Below are 16049 nucleotides of genomic sequence, written 5' to 3' on the forward strand. Positions count from 1 at the left end.
AAATAGAAAAAATGTTGTTAATGAAATAAAAAACAAAAGGCGACTTATTATGTCGCCTTGGTATAAGAAAAAATAGTGTCTCGTTTGAGATTACAGCAGATCAGCGATCATGCTCTCAAGTTTGCCTTGGTCTATGGCAAACTTACGGATACCTTCCGCCAGTTTTTCAGTTGCCATTGCATCTTGATGGTGGTTCCAATAGAACTCAGCTTCAGTCAATGGTTCCGGGCGTGCTTTAATGTCGCCTTCATAACCCAGTTTGCGCTCAACTTCACCTTCTGCTTCAGACAGCTCTTTCAGCAATGCAGGAGAGATGGTCAGACGGTCACAGCCAGCCAGTTCCAGAATTTCACCAGAGTTACGGAAACTTGCACCCATTACAACTGTGTTATAACCGTGCTCTTTATAGTATTGGTAAATTTCAGAAACAGAAATCACACCCGGATCTTCGTGTGGTGCGAATTCTTTCTTGTCGCTATTTGCTTTGTACCAGTCAAGAATACGACCAACAAATGGAGAAATCAGGTAGACACCGGCTTCTGCACAAGCACGCGCTTGGGCAAAGGAGAACAGCAGGGTCAGGTTACAGTTGATACCTTCTTTTTCCAATTGTTCCGCAGCACGGATGCCCTGCCATGTGGAAGCCAGTTTGATCAGGATGCGGTCATTGCTGATGCCTGCTTCGTTGTACAGTTTGATCAGGCGTTTTGCTTTCGCTACGCTTGCTTCGGTGTCATAAGATAGACGAGCATCAACTTCAGTAGAAATACGACCTGGGATCAGTTTCAGAATTTCCAGACCAATGTTAACTGCCAATTTGTCGCCGGCATCGATAATTTGCTGTTCACGGGAATCGCTTTGACCACGCGCCCATTCAACGGCTTCATCAATCAGTTGGCGATATTCTGGAATTTGAGCTGCATTCAAAATCAGAGAAGGGTTGGTGGTCGCATCTTGCGGCTGATACAGTTTCATAGCCGCGATATCCCCGGTATCTGCTACTACTGTGGTCAGTTTACGCAGGGAAGTCAGTTTATCGGTCATGTTTAATATCTCATCGTTATACGTAAAATCGTTGGCAACGTTGCCTCGCCATCTCGTGATAATAACATGGTCAAGCGTGGCTGTAAGGTAGGAAAATCCTATCGCTGAGATTCTCCTCTTTCCGTTCTTTTTTGCTAAAGTGGAGAAGGTCTGGATTATTAGGAAAAAATGATGCTTATTACCATTTCACCTGCAAAAACACTCGATTATGCAAGTCCGCTTGCAACAGAAAAATACAGTCAGCCGGAATTACTGGGAGAATCTCAGCAATTGATTGAGGTTTGCCGCATTTTAACCCCTGCGCAAATCGGCAGTTTGATGAGCATTAGTGATAAATTGGCGGACCTGAATGCTGCCCGTTTTGGTGAGTGGCAGCCAAATTTCACACCAGAAAATGCCCGTCAGGCAATTTTAGCGTTTAAAGGTGATGTCTATACCGGTATGCAGGCCGAAACTTTCTCAGCGAATGATTTTGAATTTGCCCAGACGCATTTGAGAATTTTGTCCGGTTTGTATGGTGTTTTGCGTCCTCTCGACTTGATGCAGCCTTATCGCTTGGAAATGGGAATTAAACTGGAAAACCCGCGCGGTAAAGATCTGTATAAATTCTGGGGTGATCGTATTACTGACAATTTGAATGCTGCATTGGAGCAACAAGGCGATGAAATTCTGGTCAATCTGGCATCAGATGAATACTTCAAATCGGTCAACACCAAAAAGCTGGCAGCCAGGATTATCAAGCCTGTTTTTCTGGATGAAAAAAATGGTAAGTACAAAGTTATTAGTTTCTACGCTAAAAAAGCCCGTGGATTGATGAGCCGTTTTATTATTCAGAATCAATTGACTGATCCGTCTCGGCTGGTGGAATTCAATCTGGAAGGATACGCTTTTGATAAATCCCTCTCTAAAGGGAATGAGCTGGTGTTTAAGCGACATGAACAGAGTTAAATTTTTATTCCTATGAAATAATTGTATATTTATCCCCATCTGGTGATGACAAAAAGCTGTATTGAAGCAAAATTAGCAAGAAGTGCAGCCATTGGAAAATGAATTAGCACGTAAAAAACACCGATGGGGTAGCAGCAATTAAGTTACATATACTTTATAAAAACTTCACTATCTACCTATTCACTACTCAACCAATCTGAATTCCTTCCTGAACCATCAGTACAATATGGAAAACTTAATCCTGAAGGTTTTACTTTTTAATAAATTAATAACGTAATTTGACAATTTCATATGTTAAAACTATGTTATTAATAATAACCTATCTAAATTTATAATAAATTACAGCTCTATCGCTGGATATTTTCGTCCTTACGAAAAAAATTCTTAGGTTATGTTAAAACTTCTTCATGTAGTGAAGTTTTATCCCACAAATTACCATCATCTGGAGAAATATTATGAAAACATATGCATTGTTCTTATTGATACCTATGTTAATAAGTTGTTCATCCGATGGGAAAAAAACAGGGAGAGAAGCACTCAGAGAACATCCGTCTATAATAGACACACGCAGCTCAGTCGAGTATTTAATCGACGATATGAAAGAATGTGGGCGGGGTTATGTTGTTGGAGTGTGGTCAAAAGCTAATGACTGGAATGAATGGGCAGTTTGGTTGTCACCAAAAGGACGACATTCGAGTAAGGATGCAAAAATGTATTGGGCTTACAGCAAGTTAGAAACCAATTATGACAGTGGGAAAAATGCTTACGCAACTATCTTAGCTGCCCAAGCCAGTGGACAGGTGGTCACACTCTTTGATGATGAAGTTGGATCTCAATGTAACACCTGGGGATCTGGTGAATACAACGGGCCACAATTTAATTCAGTTAAAGCTATGTTCCCGGCAGAATAATAAATAACTTTTTTGATCTGGTCTCTCTGAAAATTTATAAGATCCTAACGGGGGAGCATTTAATGAGAATTTTAAAATTATTTACGCTGTTGTGTATTTTATTTTTATACACAGCTCAATCTTTGGCTCAACAAAACGTTGATACAGTTTATAGAATAGACTCGCGTCCTCCACAGCAAATATTTATCCTAAATGGGGGATTTCATCCCTGGGGAACGAATGCGGATCTTGCGGAGCATATTCAAGATTACAGTTTGGGAACTAATCAGCCCGCTGAAGGTTCAGCATTTGTCGCAACGACCTCAAATGAAGAACAAGCTATTGAGTGGGGAGTTATGATGTCCTCTTCTAGCGAAGAGCGATTCTACGTTTATAATATACGCCCAACCGCTAATTTTTATAGTGTAGTTTTATCATTACAGTCTTTTTATGCTCGTACAGGCGATCGGCGTTATCTGGAGCTGCTTAATACTTATGAAGAACAAAAAGAATATGCGGCATTTAATGGTATTTCTGTCACGCAAATTCGCAGAGTTGATGTGTATGAATATGACCCGAATAGAGGTGACTACGGTCGTACTAGTTCTATACTTAACCCACTGTATCAAGAAGTTCAAACAACGGCAAACGGCAACCCTTTTTCACAACTTCCTCAGTTGCCAAGAGAAATAGTAACGCCTGCTACGTATTGTGCTATGAATATGACCCACTCACATCATTATTCTGCTAGTCTTGCTGCTAGTACTAAGACACGCAAATTTATTAAAGAATTATCACAATGCAATGCTAGCTTATCGATAATGGCCTTTTTATACACCAGCTTTTTTTAATAGTATTCAATATAAATCATCACTCCACTATTCAAAGGTGGAGTGATGAGTTCCATATTATTTCGGTGCTCTTTCCATCAAAAATTCACGCAAGATTGAAAAATCCGCAGGCATAAAGTGGGATAACAAGTCCATATCCGCACGTTCAGCCAGCTCTTGTGGCAACGGTAATGCTTGGCCGAGGGTCGCTTCAACGCTTTCTTTGAATTTCGCGGGATGTGCAGTACCCAAGAATAAGCCATATTCTCCTTCCTGCAATTGATCACGCAGGACACGGTAAGCGATGGCGGCATGCGGCTCGGAAATATAGCCTTTTGCCGCGAGTTCGCGCATGGTGCTCTGGGTGGTTTTGTCATCTACCACACCGTTAGCCAAGTCACTCAGTGCCCAGCTTTTACGCTTGAACAGTTCTTCAATACGTGGCCAGTTATTGGGCTGGCTGACATCCATTGCATTGGAAAGCGTTGCAATGGTTTGGTGTGGTTGCCATGTACCTTCCGCTAAATAACGGGGAACGGTGTCATTAACGTTGGTTGCCGCGATAAAACGTTTTACCGGAAGCCCCAACGATTTTGCCAGCAGCCCGGCGGTTAAATTACCGAAATTGCCGCTTGGCACGGAAATGACTAATTGTTCACGCTTCTCCGCCGGGATTTGGGCAACTGCTTCAAAGTAATAACAGATTTGTGCCAATAATCGGCTGATATTAATGGAGTTAGCTGAATTGAGATGCAGGGCCTGTTTCAGTTCTTCATCATCAAAAGCTTGTTTGACTAATGCCTGACAAGCGTCGAAATCGCTTTTTATAGCAACCGTGTGAATATTGTTGCCTAGCGTACAGAAAAGTTTTTCCTGTAATGGGCTAATCTTGCCCTCAGGATAAAGGATTACGACCTGTACATTATTTAAGCCATAGAAAGCATGGGCAACGGCAGCACCGGTATCACCGGATGTGGCAGTCAAAATAGTGACAGGCTGTTCTCCTGCAATTTGTGCAAGAATTTGTGCCATGAAACGACCACCAAAATCTTTGAAGGCCAGCGTTGGCCCGTGATATAGCTCCAGTGAAGCGATATCATCTTCAACATTTGTTACCGGGGCAGGGAAGGCAAATGAATTTTTAACCCGGGCAGCCAATTGTTCTGCCGGGATCTCATCACCAATAAACGCGGCCAGAATTCGTTGGCTACGGCTGATAAAATCTAATTTTAATAATTCGTTGATCTCATCACGGCTGAATTCTGGTAACTCCTGTGGAAAAAAGAGCCCTTGTTGCTTGCCCAATCCCTGTTTTACCGCCTGTGAAAAACTAACCTGCTCGCTGTTGTCTTTTAAGTTATATAATTTCATGATTACTCTACCTGTCGTGCGCCTGCGAGATCCAAGCGGCAAATATGGACAAAACCTTCATCATTCTGTACGTAATGTTGTCGCAGCCACTGTGCGACTTCTTCTGCTACTGCCATTTCATGACAAATCGCAAAGAGTGTGGGGCCTGAACCGGAAATACTGCATGCCAGTGCGCCCAACTTTTGGATTGCTTCGCGTGCGTTGGCAAAACCGGGCAAGAGTTGAGTGCGATACGGCTCTGCAACAACATCTTTCATCAATTTGACAGCCAGAGCTGATTGTTGGGTATGGCAGGCATGAATGAAACCGGCAAAATAACGGCCGTGATCAATGATGTCCTTGCGGGAATAATGCTGCGGCAGGATCGCTCTGGCTTCTGACGTGGAAACTTTGATACCGGGATAAGCCATTACCCATAACCAATCATCAAACGCAGGCACTGTCTGGCAAAGGGGTTCATCCTGAGACAATATCAACTGTAATCCCCCCAAATAGCAGGGTGCGACATTATCGTAGTGAACACCACCAGAAATGCGTCCTTCTAATTCTCCCATCATGCCCAGCAATTGGTTGCGGCTAAATGGATGGCCTTCATATTCATTCAAAGCCACCAAACTGGCGACCACAGAACAGGCACTGGAACCTAATCCTGAACCAATCGGCATGTTTTTCTCTAATGTCATGGCAACGGGGAGTTCTTTTCCCAACCGTTGACAAAAAAGCTGCCAGCATTGGTAGACAATATTATGTTTTGGATCGGCAGGTAGCTTGCCGACAAATCGTCCCTTATTATTCAGACTGAAACTTTCAGCTTTACTTACGGAGACACAATCTCCAAGCAACGAGCCATCAACGGGAGAAACCGCTGCGCCGAGCACATCAAATCCGACGCCAACGTTCCCGATAGAGGCAGGCGCATAAACCCTGACAACCATTAAACCCCCAATTTCCATGACAGAGTGCGTAATATATCAGCAAAAACCCCTGCTGCCGTCACATCATTCCCTGCACCATAACCGCGCAGCACCAGCGGTATGGGTTGATAATAACGGGTATAGAAAGCCAGTGCGTTTTCACCATTTTTGACTTTATAGAGTGGATCATTGCCGTCAACGGCGACAATTTTCACCCTACAATGGTCTTGTCCGATGATGCCAACATAACGCAAAACTTTTCCTTGTTCTGCTGCATCTGCCGCACGTTGGCTGAATTCCTGATCCAACTGCGGTAAATGTTGCAGGAACTCATCGACATTGCCACTGGAATCGAATGAAGCTGGCAATACAGGTTCAACATGGATATCTTCCAGCTCCATTTCATAACCTGCCTCACGTGCCAGAATCAGCAGCTTGCGGGCAACATCCATGCCGGAAAGATCGTCTCGTGGGTCTGGCTCTGTAAAGCCTTTCTCTTTCGCCAGCAGGGTGGCTTGTGAAAGTGCCATACCTTCATCCAGCATACCGAAGATGTAGGAAAGAGAACCGGACAGAATGCCGTTGAATTGGACTAATTCATCGCCTGCATTGAGCAGATTCTGTAAGTTTTCAATAACAGGCAACCCAGCACCTACGTTGGTGTCATACAGGAATTTGCGCTTTGATTTTTCTGCGGCCTGACGGATTTGGCGGTAATAACCCATTGACAGGGTATTGGCTTTTTTATTCGGTGTGACAACGTTAAAGCCGTCACTGAGGAAGCTGGCATATTGCTCTGCAATGGCTTGATTGGATGTACAGTCTACAATGACCGGGTTCAGCAAATGGTACTCTTTTTCAAGGCGGATCAATCGGCTCAGGCTGAAAGGTTCAGTTGCCTCTGATAGTGCCTGTTGCCAATTATCCAGACAAATTCCTTGCATGTCGGTTAACAAGGCACGGGAATTGGCAATACCACAGACCCGTAGTTCAATGTGTTTTTGTTTGAGCCATGTTTGCTGGCGGCGGATTTGTTCTATCAACGCATTTCCTACACCACCCACGCCGACAACGAAGACTTCAACCACTTGTGCGGTGTTGAACAGCATTTGGTGACAGAGTCGAACCGCAGTCGTTGCCGCATCATTCTCAATAACAGCGGAAATGGAACGCTCAGAAGATCCCTGTGCAATAGCAATAATGTTGATATTAGCGCGTGTCAATGCAGAGAAGAAACGGGCAGAAATACCCCGCTGAGTGCGCATGCCATCTCCAACCACAGAGATAATGGCAAGGTTATCCATCACATCAATCGGATCAAGCACACCATCTTTCAATTCCAGATAAAACTCTTCCGTTAATGCTTTTTGCGCCTTCTCCAGTTCTTTTTGCGGTACACAAAAACTGATGCTGTACTCCGACGAAGACTGCGTGATCAACACGACGGAAATACCTTTGCGCGACATAACGGAAAAGACCCGTGCCGCCATCCCAACCATGCCCTTCATACCGGGGCCGGAAACGTTGAACATTGCCATGTGGTTAAGATTGGTGATGCCCTTAATCGGCATGTTCTCGTCTTTTTGATCACCATTGAGGCGTTCATTGCCAATGTTATTGCCAATGAAAGTACCCGTCGCATCAGGATTGGCCGTATTTTTGATCAGGCAAGGAATTTGAAATTGGGCGATAGGCGCAATGGTACGGGGATGAAGGACTTTTGCACCAAAATAAGAGAGTTCCATCGCTTCTTGGTATGACATGCTTTTCAGCAAGCGGGCATCAGCAACCGCTCTTGGATCGCAAGTATAAACGCCATCTACGTCAGTCCAGATTTCGCAGCAGTCTGCCCGTAAACATGCCGCCAGCACTGCAGCTGAATAGTCAGAGCCGTTGCGCCCCAATACCACCAATTCACCGTTTTCATTGCCAGCGGTGAAACCTGCCATCAGGATAATATGGTCAGAAGGAATGTTAAGTTCCGCAATCCTCTTGGAAGACTCAAGAATATCAACGGTAGATTCAAGATAATGCCCATGTGCCAGAAGGTTTTTGACGGGATCAATCACAGTCACTTTATGACCACGGGCCTGTAATACTGCTTCCATGATGGCAATCGATAGTTTTTCGCCGCAGCAGATCAGAGACGCGTTAATACTATCAGGGCACTGCCTCAACAAGGAAATGCCATGCAGGGCTTGTTTCAGATAGGCGAGTTCGCGTTCCACAACACCTTTCAGATGTTCATAAGCAAATCCTGCTTGTTGTTCTTTCAATCCCGACAGCAAATCGGCAAAAATTTGGGTTGCATCGCTAATATTGGAAACAATATCTTGCCCTGCGACCGTTTTTTCGATCATCGCCACGAGATGGTTGGTAATCTTTGCCGGTGCAGAGAGCACCAGGGCGACTTGCCCAAGCAGTAACTCATTCTCGGCGATATTTGCAACGCTCAGTACACGCTGGTGATTTGCAACTGAGGTGCCCCCAAATTTCAGTACTCGCATTAACGTCCCTCTCCTGGTTTTTGTCCAAAAAAAAGCCCGTATCTTGTGGGATACGGGCTTATTATTGTTTTATGTGTATGCGTCAGCCCGCACCGCAACTCATGGTTCCGGTGGTAATCGTAGTGGTTGTTTTTGTAGTAACCATTTTTTTCGGGCTGTTATGGCGCATAATTTCCTGTCTGTCTTTTAATTTGTCTGACCCCCTATTGGTTAAATTAAACTGTGGTCAATGTCAAATATTTTTTATGGCGAAAGCAGAAAAAAGCGTCATTTTCCGTACTGTAATTATTCAAAATATGACAAAAGGGACACACCATTATCTGGCAGGTCTGGTTATTTTCTAGCATTTAATTTTACAAAAAACATATTTTGTAATTGTTTTATCTTTATGATAAAAACATGCGTGTTTAGACGTTTAGGAGCCGAGCTAACTCCTTCTGGCGTTCAGGTCTTCATGATAGTTGTTAACATATTTTATTCAAATTAATAACAAATGATCTAAATTAAAATTAACAATTACAATTAATGTTAACGTGCTACAATTGATTTTGATATGTATCAACAAAAGTTAGTTTTTTTAGAAGGCAAATACATTACTAGCTGTTATATTGCTGTTAATAGACTAATATAGTGCCTTGTTTAAATCGGGTTTTTCAGGTATGTACCCTCCAAAAAAAGCAACGCTGGCTTTTAGCGTAAAACATATCAAAACATTTATTTTGGGCATGAGCTGGTTTTTCTGTGAATCAGAACAAGATCAGCATATTTTCTTTTAATAATAACAGCTTATGTCATACAGATTCTGTTTTTTAGCGATTTTAGGTAGCAACCATGCAAACCCCGCACATTTTGATTGTTGAAGACGAAATTGTCACACGCAATACCCTCAAAAGCATTTTTGAAGCTGAAGGGTATGTCGTTTATGAAGCCACTGACGGCTCAGAAATGCACAACATTCTGTCAGATAACGATATCAATTTAGTGATTATGGATATCAATCTGCCAGGTAAGAATGGGTTACTTCTTGCTCGTGAATTACGTGAGCAGGCAAATGTCGCGCTGATGTTTTTAACAGGCCGTGACAATGAAGTGGATAAAATTCTTGGTCTTGAAATCGGCGCTGATGATTATATCACCAAGCCATTTAACCCACGTGAATTAACCATTCGCGCCCGGAACTTGCTTTCTCGAACAATGAATCTGAGTCATTATTCAGATGATGTGCGTCGTCAAATTGAAAGTTACAAGTTCAACGGGTGGACGCTGGATATCAATAGTCGTTCTTTGGTTAGCCCAATGGGAGATCAGTACAAGCTGCCACGCAGTGAATTCCGTGCGATGCTTCATTTCTGTGAAAATCCAGGAAAAATTCAGACTCGTGCAGAATTGCTGAAAAAAATGACGGGCCGTGAACTGAAACCTCACGATCGTACTGTTGATGTCACTATCCGCCGTATTCGTAAACATTTCGAATCGATCCCGGATACTCCGGAAATTATTGCGACCATCCACGGCGAAGGTTACCGTTTCTGCGGTGATTTAGAAGACTAATCAATACCACCAAGGTATTGTGCTGTATTTGTCAAAAAGCCCCGAATGTCTTATGGCATCAGGGCTTTTCTTTTTGACTGTTGCTTGATTTGTGGAGTATTTATTCTTTCCACGGCATGATCGGCACGGCGCTGATTGCATTCTTAGGAGAACCATCGATCACTTTGTCAGAGTAAGTTAAATAAATCAGCGTATTACGTGTAGGATCATAGAAGCGCACAACCTGAAGTTTTTTAAATACTAAAGAAGTACGTTTCTGGAAGACAACTTGTCCTTTCTTGGGCGATTTTTTTATCTTATCTGCCAATTCAATCGGGCCAACCTGTTGACAGGATATAGCTGCATCAGATGTATCTTCAGCCAATCCCAGCCCTCCCTTAATTCCCCCTGTTTTAGCCCGGCTCAGATAACAGGTAACATTTTTAACATCAGGGTCATCAAAGGCCTCTATCACTATTTTGTTATCAGGGCCAAAAAGTTTGAACACGGTATCGACAGAGCCGATCTCTTCAGCATGCAGAACTACAGGAGAAAAGAGTAAGGTAGCCGCTATCACTATTTTCTTCATGGTTACCATATTTAGTCCATTTGAATTAAATAAATGCAGTGAAAATATCTACCATTAACATATAATGTAAATCAATAGTTCTAATGTAATCATTTTCACCATGAATGCACTCGTAATAAAAAATCATGGCATTATAGCTGAATATGCACTCAAAACGAGCCAATTGTGGTTTTTTAGTCCACCTCTGTTGGCTGCGTATCTTTCTGAAATACTCTTAAAATAGAGATAATTTTTAGAAATTACCCATAGTTGCTGAGGCTAACAGGACATCCAGTCAATTGGTTGTCGATTTATTTTTTATTTAAGTTCATAGTGTTACCTAATCCATTAAGACAGTGCTTGACATATTATCAAGCCTGCCATTAATTTATTCCAAGTCTAAACTTGTTTAATTTTGTTGGTGATTTATGTGAAACATAAGTGTAACAACGATCGTGCCGAACAGAATATAGTTTATTCTTTTATTATTTTGATTGCGATTTGTTCTATTGAGTAATAATAAATTTCGTAACTGATTTGCTAAGATAGAACGACTGCTATCACGATAAGGCACAAGGGACGGCTTTCAATGTAAAAAAGCTAACACCCTGCCTGAACGGTAGGTAAGCAGTATCCTAAAAACATGTTGTTATCGTTGGGGAAATATAAATATTGGTTATAAATAAGACTACAGAATATATACGTTCGGAAAAATATTTTGGTTTTCAGGCCAACAAGTAAGTTGTTTTACATTTATATGATTTTCTTTTTGTCTTAATGACTTAGGGATATGTATGGATCAAACCAACATCATTCGGGATTTGCTGCATTGGGTAGATAATAACCTAGATCGTCCATTGTCCCTTGATAATGTTGCAGCAAAAGCAGGTTACTCCAAGTGGCATTTACAGCGTATGTTCAAGGATGTGACTGGTCAGGCAATTGGCTCCTATATCCGCGCAAGACGATTGTCCAGAGCTGCTGTTGCATTACGTTTAACCAGCCGCCCTATTTTGGATATCGCTTTGCAATATCGCTTTGATTCTCAGCAAACTTTTACCAGAGCTTTCAAAAAACAGTTCGATCGAACGCCAGCATCTTACCGCCGAAGCGACGAGTGGTATACCAAGGGAATATGCCCACCTATTTTGTTGGATAATAAACCGTTGCCGGCACACAAATTCGTTACATTGGAAGATAAACTGCTTATTGGTACTGAGCATACGTGTAGCTATGTGCTCGAACAGTGGTCTGAAGCTTGCAAAAATATGCGTCATAACTTTTGGATTAACTACTTACAGGACGCTGAAGTATTACCACCCAGACTTTATGGGCTACACCATACTACGCCTAGTGCGGAGCATGAGGAAGAACAGACAGTTTTCTATACCACTGCAATAGAGCCTGAATACGCTACCTTTGATACCAAGGGCAGTAGCCCGGTTATCCTGCCCGGCGGAGATTATATTTCGTTCAGTTATTTTGGTGATAAAGAGCAATTACAAGAGTTTCTCTTTACGATTTATGGCATTTGTCTGCCTGTATTAAACATCACTCGCAGAAAGGGATACGATGTCGAGCGATATTACCTCACTAACCTTGAATGGAAAAATCTTGGGAATGAGTCTCAAAACCATGTTGTGGAATTTGAGTACCTCATCCCAATTGAGCGTTAACCTTGTAATTCATCCAAGGCGGGCATATCCAGATGTGTAATATCGCCCGCCGTTTCAACAATCCAGCCTGAAGCAAGCCATGGGCTATCCTGATAATCTACCCGTGAGATAGAACAATTTCTTAGCCTCAGACGACGTTCTGAATTGGCCGGAAGTCCTAAAATTGAACAGACTAAACTAACCAGTGCCATGCCATGACTCACTAGTAAAGGGCGACTGCCTGCGGGCAGATTGAGGCAACTTTCCAATGCAGCCCGCATACGTACAGATAATTCATTCATCGATTCACCTTCTGGGATTCGCCCATTTGGTGTACCATCGACAAGACTTTTACGCCAGGATTCCTCTTCCGGTGTGAGGGAACTCAGTTCGCGGTTTTCCAGAACGCCCATATGTAACTCGCGCAAACGCGGTTCCAATATAATGTCGCACCCGCAGGCTTTAGCGATGATTTCTGCGGTTTGTCGTGTTCGACCAAGGTCACTGGTGATAACATGAGTAATGTTTTCTGATTTGACTCTCTGTGCGACCAGATCAGCCTGACGCCGACCCATTTCAGTCAAAGGACTGTCGGATTGCCCCTGAATACGACGAGCCACGTTCCATTCGGTTTCGCCATGACGAACAAGATAGACCTGTAACATAGTTATTTTCCGTTATACTGCATCATGAAATAATTCAAAGGATAATTTATTTATTATGTACCACGTTATTGCAGCAACAACTAACCCTGCGAAAATAAAAGCGATTAGCCTTGCATTCGATGATGTTTTTGGTCCAGGTACTTACCGTATAGAAGATGTCAATGTAGACAGCAGTGTACCTCAACAACCTATTGGCAATACTGAAACCCGCACAGGTGCCCGTCATCGAGTTATGGCCGCCCGTCAGGTTCGGCCTGAAGCTGATTTTTGGGTTGGGGTTGAAGCTGGAATTGAAGATGACATGACGTTTGCCTGGATGGTGGTTGAGCACAAACAAATTCGGGGAGAATCGCGTTCTGCCAGCCTGATGCTGCCTGAAAAAGTATTGGAAGGCATTCGTGAGGGACGCGAACTTGGCCACGAAATGGCTGACGTAGCAGGCATTGATAATATTAAGCAGAAAGGTGGTGCAATTGGCTTTTTCACCAACGGTATTCTGACGCGCACCAGTGTGTATCATCAGGCTCTGATACTGGCTCTTGTACCTATCCATCATGAAATTTACAAAGAGTTAAATAACTAATCCTAACAGTACGTTATATTTAACGGTACTGTTTCCAATAACATAGCTTTTCCAGGAACGTGGCTTTTTCAAGAACGTAGCTTTTTCAAAAACATAGCCTTTCCAAGAAAATAAGCTGTTTGGGGTCATGGCTGGATGACCCCGAATAACGTTTGTCCTGTTATCTTACACTGGCTATTTTGATAAATTAATAGTGGTTATTTTAACAACTGCATTTCCAGCCACTCTTTAACATGGGCTGGCGCTGCTTTTAAGCTGTTGGAACCACGCGTAATGGTGGCAATGCCAACACTGAGTTCGTCTTTTAGTTCACGCTGACTCATTTGCCCACGCATCAATTCCTGAATAATCCGAACCCGGGTTGATAAAGCTGTACGCTCATCGGGGGTCAATAATAGTTGTAAAATAGAATGTTGCAAATTTTGTTCAAATGCTGTTTGTAACAACCCCACAAAAGTGAGCCAGTCATCGCCATCTTCCGGGGAAATAGCCGGATCAATCAAATGATTTTGTGCCATAATTAACTGCCATACTATCTAACTAGTACGGCAGCATATCATATTTAAATTACTTCATAAATTAATAACGTTTTTGCCATTCAGCATCAGTCAGCACGTTCGACATTTTTCCCATAAAATTATGATAAAACAGATCGTAGGCAAGCACATTTTTGACATAAGAGCGTGTTTCAGAGAAAGGGATGCTCTCAATAAAGGCTATAGGATCAATGCGTCCGGAAGTATTCGCCAGCCAACGATCAACATTCGTCGGGCCGGCATTATAGGCGGCACTGGCAAGAATACGGTTATTGCCAAAACGCTGGTAAACTGAGTCCAAATAAGCGGTGCCAATTTTAATATTCATGGCTGGATTCATTAATTGACGGCTGTTGGCATAGCCTTGAATTTTTTGACTCTTCACCGTATGTTCGGCGGTTTTTGGCATGATTTGCATTAATCCACTGGCTCCTTTAGAAGAACGCGCTTGTGGATTCCAGGCACTTTCCTGACGGGCAATCGCCATCGCATAACTTTGTGAAATATTTTTGTCTGATGTAAAGTTCGCAAATTCGTTTTGCCATGCCAGCGGGAAACGTTCTTCAAGATGATCCCACATCTTTCCCGTAATGGTGGCCTGCACACTCAATCCCGGCCAATGCCGTTCAAACGCATAACGCGCTAATTGCTCCTGCTTCAAGCGATTTTGGGATGAAACCAAGCGAACCCATTCTGAGCGAGCCAAATCATCCATGTTCCAATACAGTAATTCATGGATACGCTTAATTGCAGGCATATTGGCAATGGAAGCATCAGGTCTTTCTGATTTATTGATCATCAAGGGGTAGGAGATATGTAATTTCTGGGCAGCTACCATAGGATAAAAACCACGGTGCTCAGTCAGCTTGCGCAATATCGTATTTCCTTCCTTATTCATCCCTTGGCTGAGCAGGGTCATGGCACTCCAATATTGCCATTCATCTTGCTGCAAACTTGTTTTTGGCAACAACAAAAGCCATTTCTCAAGCTCAGCATAATTATCATCTCGCAATGCCAAACGGGCACGTCGTTCAAGCAATTTAGCAGATTGTGAATTCTGAATAACCTCATCCCGCCATTTTGCCTGTTCTGGCGTGACATCTCCCATCAATTGCCAGGCTACTATATCTTTTAACTGCTGCCGCTCGGTATCATTCATTTTCTGTGCACGAACAAATGCAGGAATATTAACTCTGGCAAGCTCAGCATCTTTGCGGGCGAAACGCGAAAAGACAGTCATGACAACCGAACGGGTGAAATCCGTTGGTGCCACGGTTGTGACAAATTGTTCAATCAATGCAGGATCTTGTTGCAGCCTGATCAAACGGGAACCTAATTCCTGATAGTCTAATGGCAAGCGTTTGGCAAGATAGGTAACGAGAGTGGTGTTATTTGCTTTCATAGCCAATTCAATACGCTGCAAAATGAGGTTTGCAGAGAGATATCCATCGCGCTCCCAAACATCGAACAGCTTATTGCAATTGTCAGGCAATGAATTGCCATTCAACCAAATCTTTTGGGCTCCATTCCATGCAACTTGCTGGTGGCCTGTAGCCCATTGTGCGAAGTAATAATCGCAGCGTCCTGCAATCGAACTTGGGGGATTGGGGCTGAATGCTAAAATGCCGGCCCAGTCACCATGGTTAGCCAGCACATCAATAAATCCGGATGCCAGTGAATGTGCGGGTGGCAGCGTCGGATGGGCATTAATAAAGTGCTGAACTTGCTGGGGAGTAGCAACTGCCAAATCCTGGGTTAACTGGCGATATTCAAGATAGGGATATAGTGGATAATCTTTCAGCGTGGGCATCAGGCGTGCAACCTCAGCCATATTTTTGTCATCCCATGCCTGTTTTATTTCTTGATAGCGTTGGCGCTGAGCATCCAGAGAGTCAGCATGTGCTGCTCCTGCAACAACAGAAACCATACTTACAGCGATTGTAAAATGCTGCCACTTACTCATTGCCACATACCCCTCTGGAAGACTACTATCAGTGCTCAAATGCAC

Annotated in this window: 14 protein-coding genes and 1 other annotated feature; of the genes, 6 read left to right on the top strand and 8 right to left on the bottom strand. The window is 43.1% G+C overall.

Annotation, left to right across the window (positions count from 1 at the left end; genetic code table 11):
• Nucleotides 1–90: 90 nt before the first annotated feature.
• Nucleotides 91–1044 carry a transaldolase gene (gene tal / locus Xmir_RS15615; RefSeq protein ID WP_099115112.1) on the bottom strand — a complete coding sequence of 318 codons (954 nt, stop codon included), beginning with the start codon at nucleotides 1042–1044 and terminating at the stop codon, nucleotides 91–93.
• 171 nt (nucleotides 1045–1215) lie between these two features.
• Here tal and yaaA point away from each other — a divergent pair, with 171 nt between their 5' ends.
• From yaaA to Xmir_RS15630, 3 genes are all read left to right on the top strand, one after another.
• Nucleotides 1216–1992, top strand: coding sequence for a peroxide stress protein YaaA (yaaA, locus tag Xmir_RS15620; protein ID WP_099115113.1), 777 nt, complete (start codon nucleotides 1216–1218; stop codon nucleotides 1990–1992).
• Nucleotides 1993–2447: 455 nt separating this feature from the next.
• Nucleotides 2448–2903, top strand: coding sequence for a hypothetical protein (locus Xmir_RS15625; protein WP_099115114.1), 456 nt, complete (start codon nucleotides 2448–2450; stop codon nucleotides 2901–2903).
• A 62-nt stretch (nucleotides 2904–2965) separates the two neighbouring features.
• Nucleotides 2966–3733: a scabin-related ADP-ribosyltransferase gene (locus Xmir_RS15630; RefSeq protein ID WP_099115115.1), complete on the top strand. Its 768-nt coding sequence runs from the start codon at nucleotides 2966–2968 to the stop codon at nucleotides 3731–3733.
• 57 nt (nucleotides 3734–3790) lie between these two features.
• Here Xmir_RS15630 and thrC read toward each other — a convergent pair whose 3' ends face one another.
• The 3 genes from thrC to thrA are packed head-to-tail and all read right to left on the bottom strand — an operon-like array spanning nucleotide 3791 to nucleotide 8504.
• Nucleotides 3791–5083, bottom strand: a complete 1293-nt coding sequence (gene thrC, locus Xmir_RS15635; protein WP_099115116.1) for a threonine synthase — start codon at nucleotides 5081–5083, stop codon at nucleotides 3791–3793.
• Between the two features lie 2 nt (nucleotides 5084–5085).
• Entirely contained in the window at nucleotides 5086–6036 is a 951-nt protein-coding gene (gene thrB / locus Xmir_RS15640; protein WP_099115117.1) for a homoserine kinase, read from the bottom strand.
• The gene (gene thrA / locus Xmir_RS15645; protein ID WP_099115118.1) at nucleotides 6018–8504 is read right to left on the bottom strand and encodes a bifunctional aspartate kinase/homoserine dehydrogenase I; all 2487 of its coding nucleotides are present in this window, start codon (nucleotides 8502–8504) and stop codon (nucleotides 6018–6020) included. Before thrA ends, thrB begins: the two co-directional genes overlap by 19 nt.
• A gap of 25 nt (nucleotides 8505–8529) precedes the next feature.
• Nucleotides 8530–8649: a sequence feature (Thr leader region), on the bottom strand.
• Nucleotides 8650–9335: 686 nt separating this feature from the next.
• Here thrA and arcA point away from each other — a divergent pair.
• Complete coding sequence (arcA, locus tag Xmir_RS15655) at nucleotides 9336–10055, top strand: two-component system response regulator ArcA (RefSeq protein WP_099115120.1); 720 nt, start codon at nucleotides 9336–9338, stop codon at nucleotides 10053–10055.
• A 100-nt stretch (nucleotides 10056–10155) separates the two neighbouring features.
• On the opposite strand, the gene creA is transcribed toward arcA, so the two are convergent.
• Entirely contained in the window at nucleotides 10156–10632 is a 477-nt protein-coding gene (gene creA, locus Xmir_RS15660; protein WP_099115121.1) for a protein CreA, read from the bottom strand.
• A 764-nt stretch (nucleotides 10633–11396) separates the two neighbouring features.
• On the opposite strand from creA, the gene robA reads away from it, so the two are divergent.
• Nucleotides 11397–12278 (top strand): MDR efflux pump AcrAB transcriptional activator RobA, encoded by an 882-nt coding sequence (gene robA, locus Xmir_RS15665; RefSeq protein ID WP_099115122.1) that lies wholly within the window; start codon nucleotides 11397–11399, stop codon nucleotides 12276–12278.
• On the opposite strand, the gene gpmB is transcribed toward robA, so the two are convergent.
• Nucleotides 12275–12922: a 2,3-diphosphoglycerate-dependent phosphoglycerate mutase GpmB gene (gpmB, locus tag Xmir_RS15670; protein ID WP_099115123.1), complete on the bottom strand. Its 648-nt coding sequence runs from the start codon at nucleotides 12920–12922 to the stop codon at nucleotides 12275–12277. The genes robA and gpmB overlap by 4 nt on opposite strands.
• Before the next feature lie 55 nt (nucleotides 12923–12977).
• Here gpmB and yjjX point away from each other — a divergent pair, with 55 nt between their 5' ends.
• Nucleotides 12978–13505, top strand: coding sequence for an inosine/xanthosine triphosphatase (yjjX, locus tag Xmir_RS15675; RefSeq protein ID WP_086111514.1), 528 nt, complete (start codon nucleotides 12978–12980; stop codon nucleotides 13503–13505).
• A gap of 197 nt (nucleotides 13506–13702) precedes the next feature.
• Here yjjX and trpR read toward each other — a convergent pair whose 3' ends face one another.
• Together trpR and sltY are read right to left on the bottom strand one after the other, a co-directional pair.
• Nucleotides 13703–14023 (bottom strand): trp operon repressor, encoded by a 321-nt coding sequence (gene trpR, locus Xmir_RS15680; RefSeq protein ID WP_099115124.1) that lies wholly within the window; start codon nucleotides 14021–14023, stop codon nucleotides 13703–13705.
• 61 nt (nucleotides 14024–14084) lie between these two features.
• Nucleotides 14085–16004, bottom strand: coding sequence for a murein transglycosylase (gene sltY / locus Xmir_RS15685; RefSeq protein ID WP_099115125.1), 1920 nt, complete (start codon nucleotides 16002–16004; stop codon nucleotides 14085–14087).
• Between the last annotated feature and the right edge of the window lie 45 nt (nucleotides 16005–16049).

The organism is Xenorhabdus miraniensis (genome assembly GCF_002632615.1).

Bases quoted from the DNA above. Each gene is read 5' to 3' on its own strand.
- tal (WP_099115112.1), bottom strand. From the start codon at position 1,044: ATGACCGATAAACTGACTTCCCTGCGTAAACTGACCACAGTAGTAGCA.
- yaaA (WP_099115113.1), top strand. From the start codon at position 1,216: ATGCTTATTACCATTTCACCTGCAAAAACACTCGATTATGCAAGTCCG.
- Xmir_RS15625 (WP_099115114.1), top strand. From the start codon at position 2,448: ATGAAAACATATGCATTGTTCTTATTGATACCTATGTTAATAAGTTGT.
- Xmir_RS15630 (WP_099115115.1), top strand. From the start codon at position 2,966: ATGAGAATTTTAAAATTATTTACGCTGTTGTGTATTTTATTTTTATAC.
- thrC (WP_099115116.1), bottom strand. From the start codon at position 5,083: ATGAAATTATATAACTTAAAAGACAACAGCGAGCAGGTTAGTTTTTCA.
- thrB (WP_099115117.1), bottom strand. From the start codon at position 6,036: ATGGAAATTGGGGGTTTAATGGTTGTCAGGGTTTATGCGCCTGCCTCT.
- thrA (WP_099115118.1), bottom strand. From the start codon at position 8,504: ATGCGAGTACTGAAATTTGGGGGCACCTCAGTTGCAAATCACCAGCGT.
- arcA (WP_099115120.1), top strand. From the start codon at position 9,336: ATGCAAACCCCGCACATTTTGATTGTTGAAGACGAAATTGTCACACGC.
- creA (WP_099115121.1), bottom strand. From the start codon at position 10,632: ATGGTAACCATGAAGAAAATAGTGATAGCGGCTACCTTACTCTTTTCT.
- robA (WP_099115122.1), top strand. From the start codon at position 11,397: ATGGATCAAACCAACATCATTCGGGATTTGCTGCATTGGGTAGATAAT.
- gpmB (WP_099115123.1), bottom strand. From the start codon at position 12,922: ATGTTACAGGTCTATCTTGTTCGTCATGGCGAAACCGAATGGAACGTG.
- yjjX (WP_086111514.1), top strand. From the start codon at position 12,978: ATGTACCACGTTATTGCAGCAACAACTAACCCTGCGAAAATAAAAGCG.
- trpR (WP_099115124.1), bottom strand. From the start codon at position 14,023: ATGGCACAAAATCATTTGATTGATCCGGCTATTTCCCCGGAAGATGGC.
- sltY (WP_099115125.1), bottom strand. From the start codon at position 16,004: ATGAGTAAGTGGCAGCATTTTACAATCGCTGTAAGTATGGTTTCTGTT.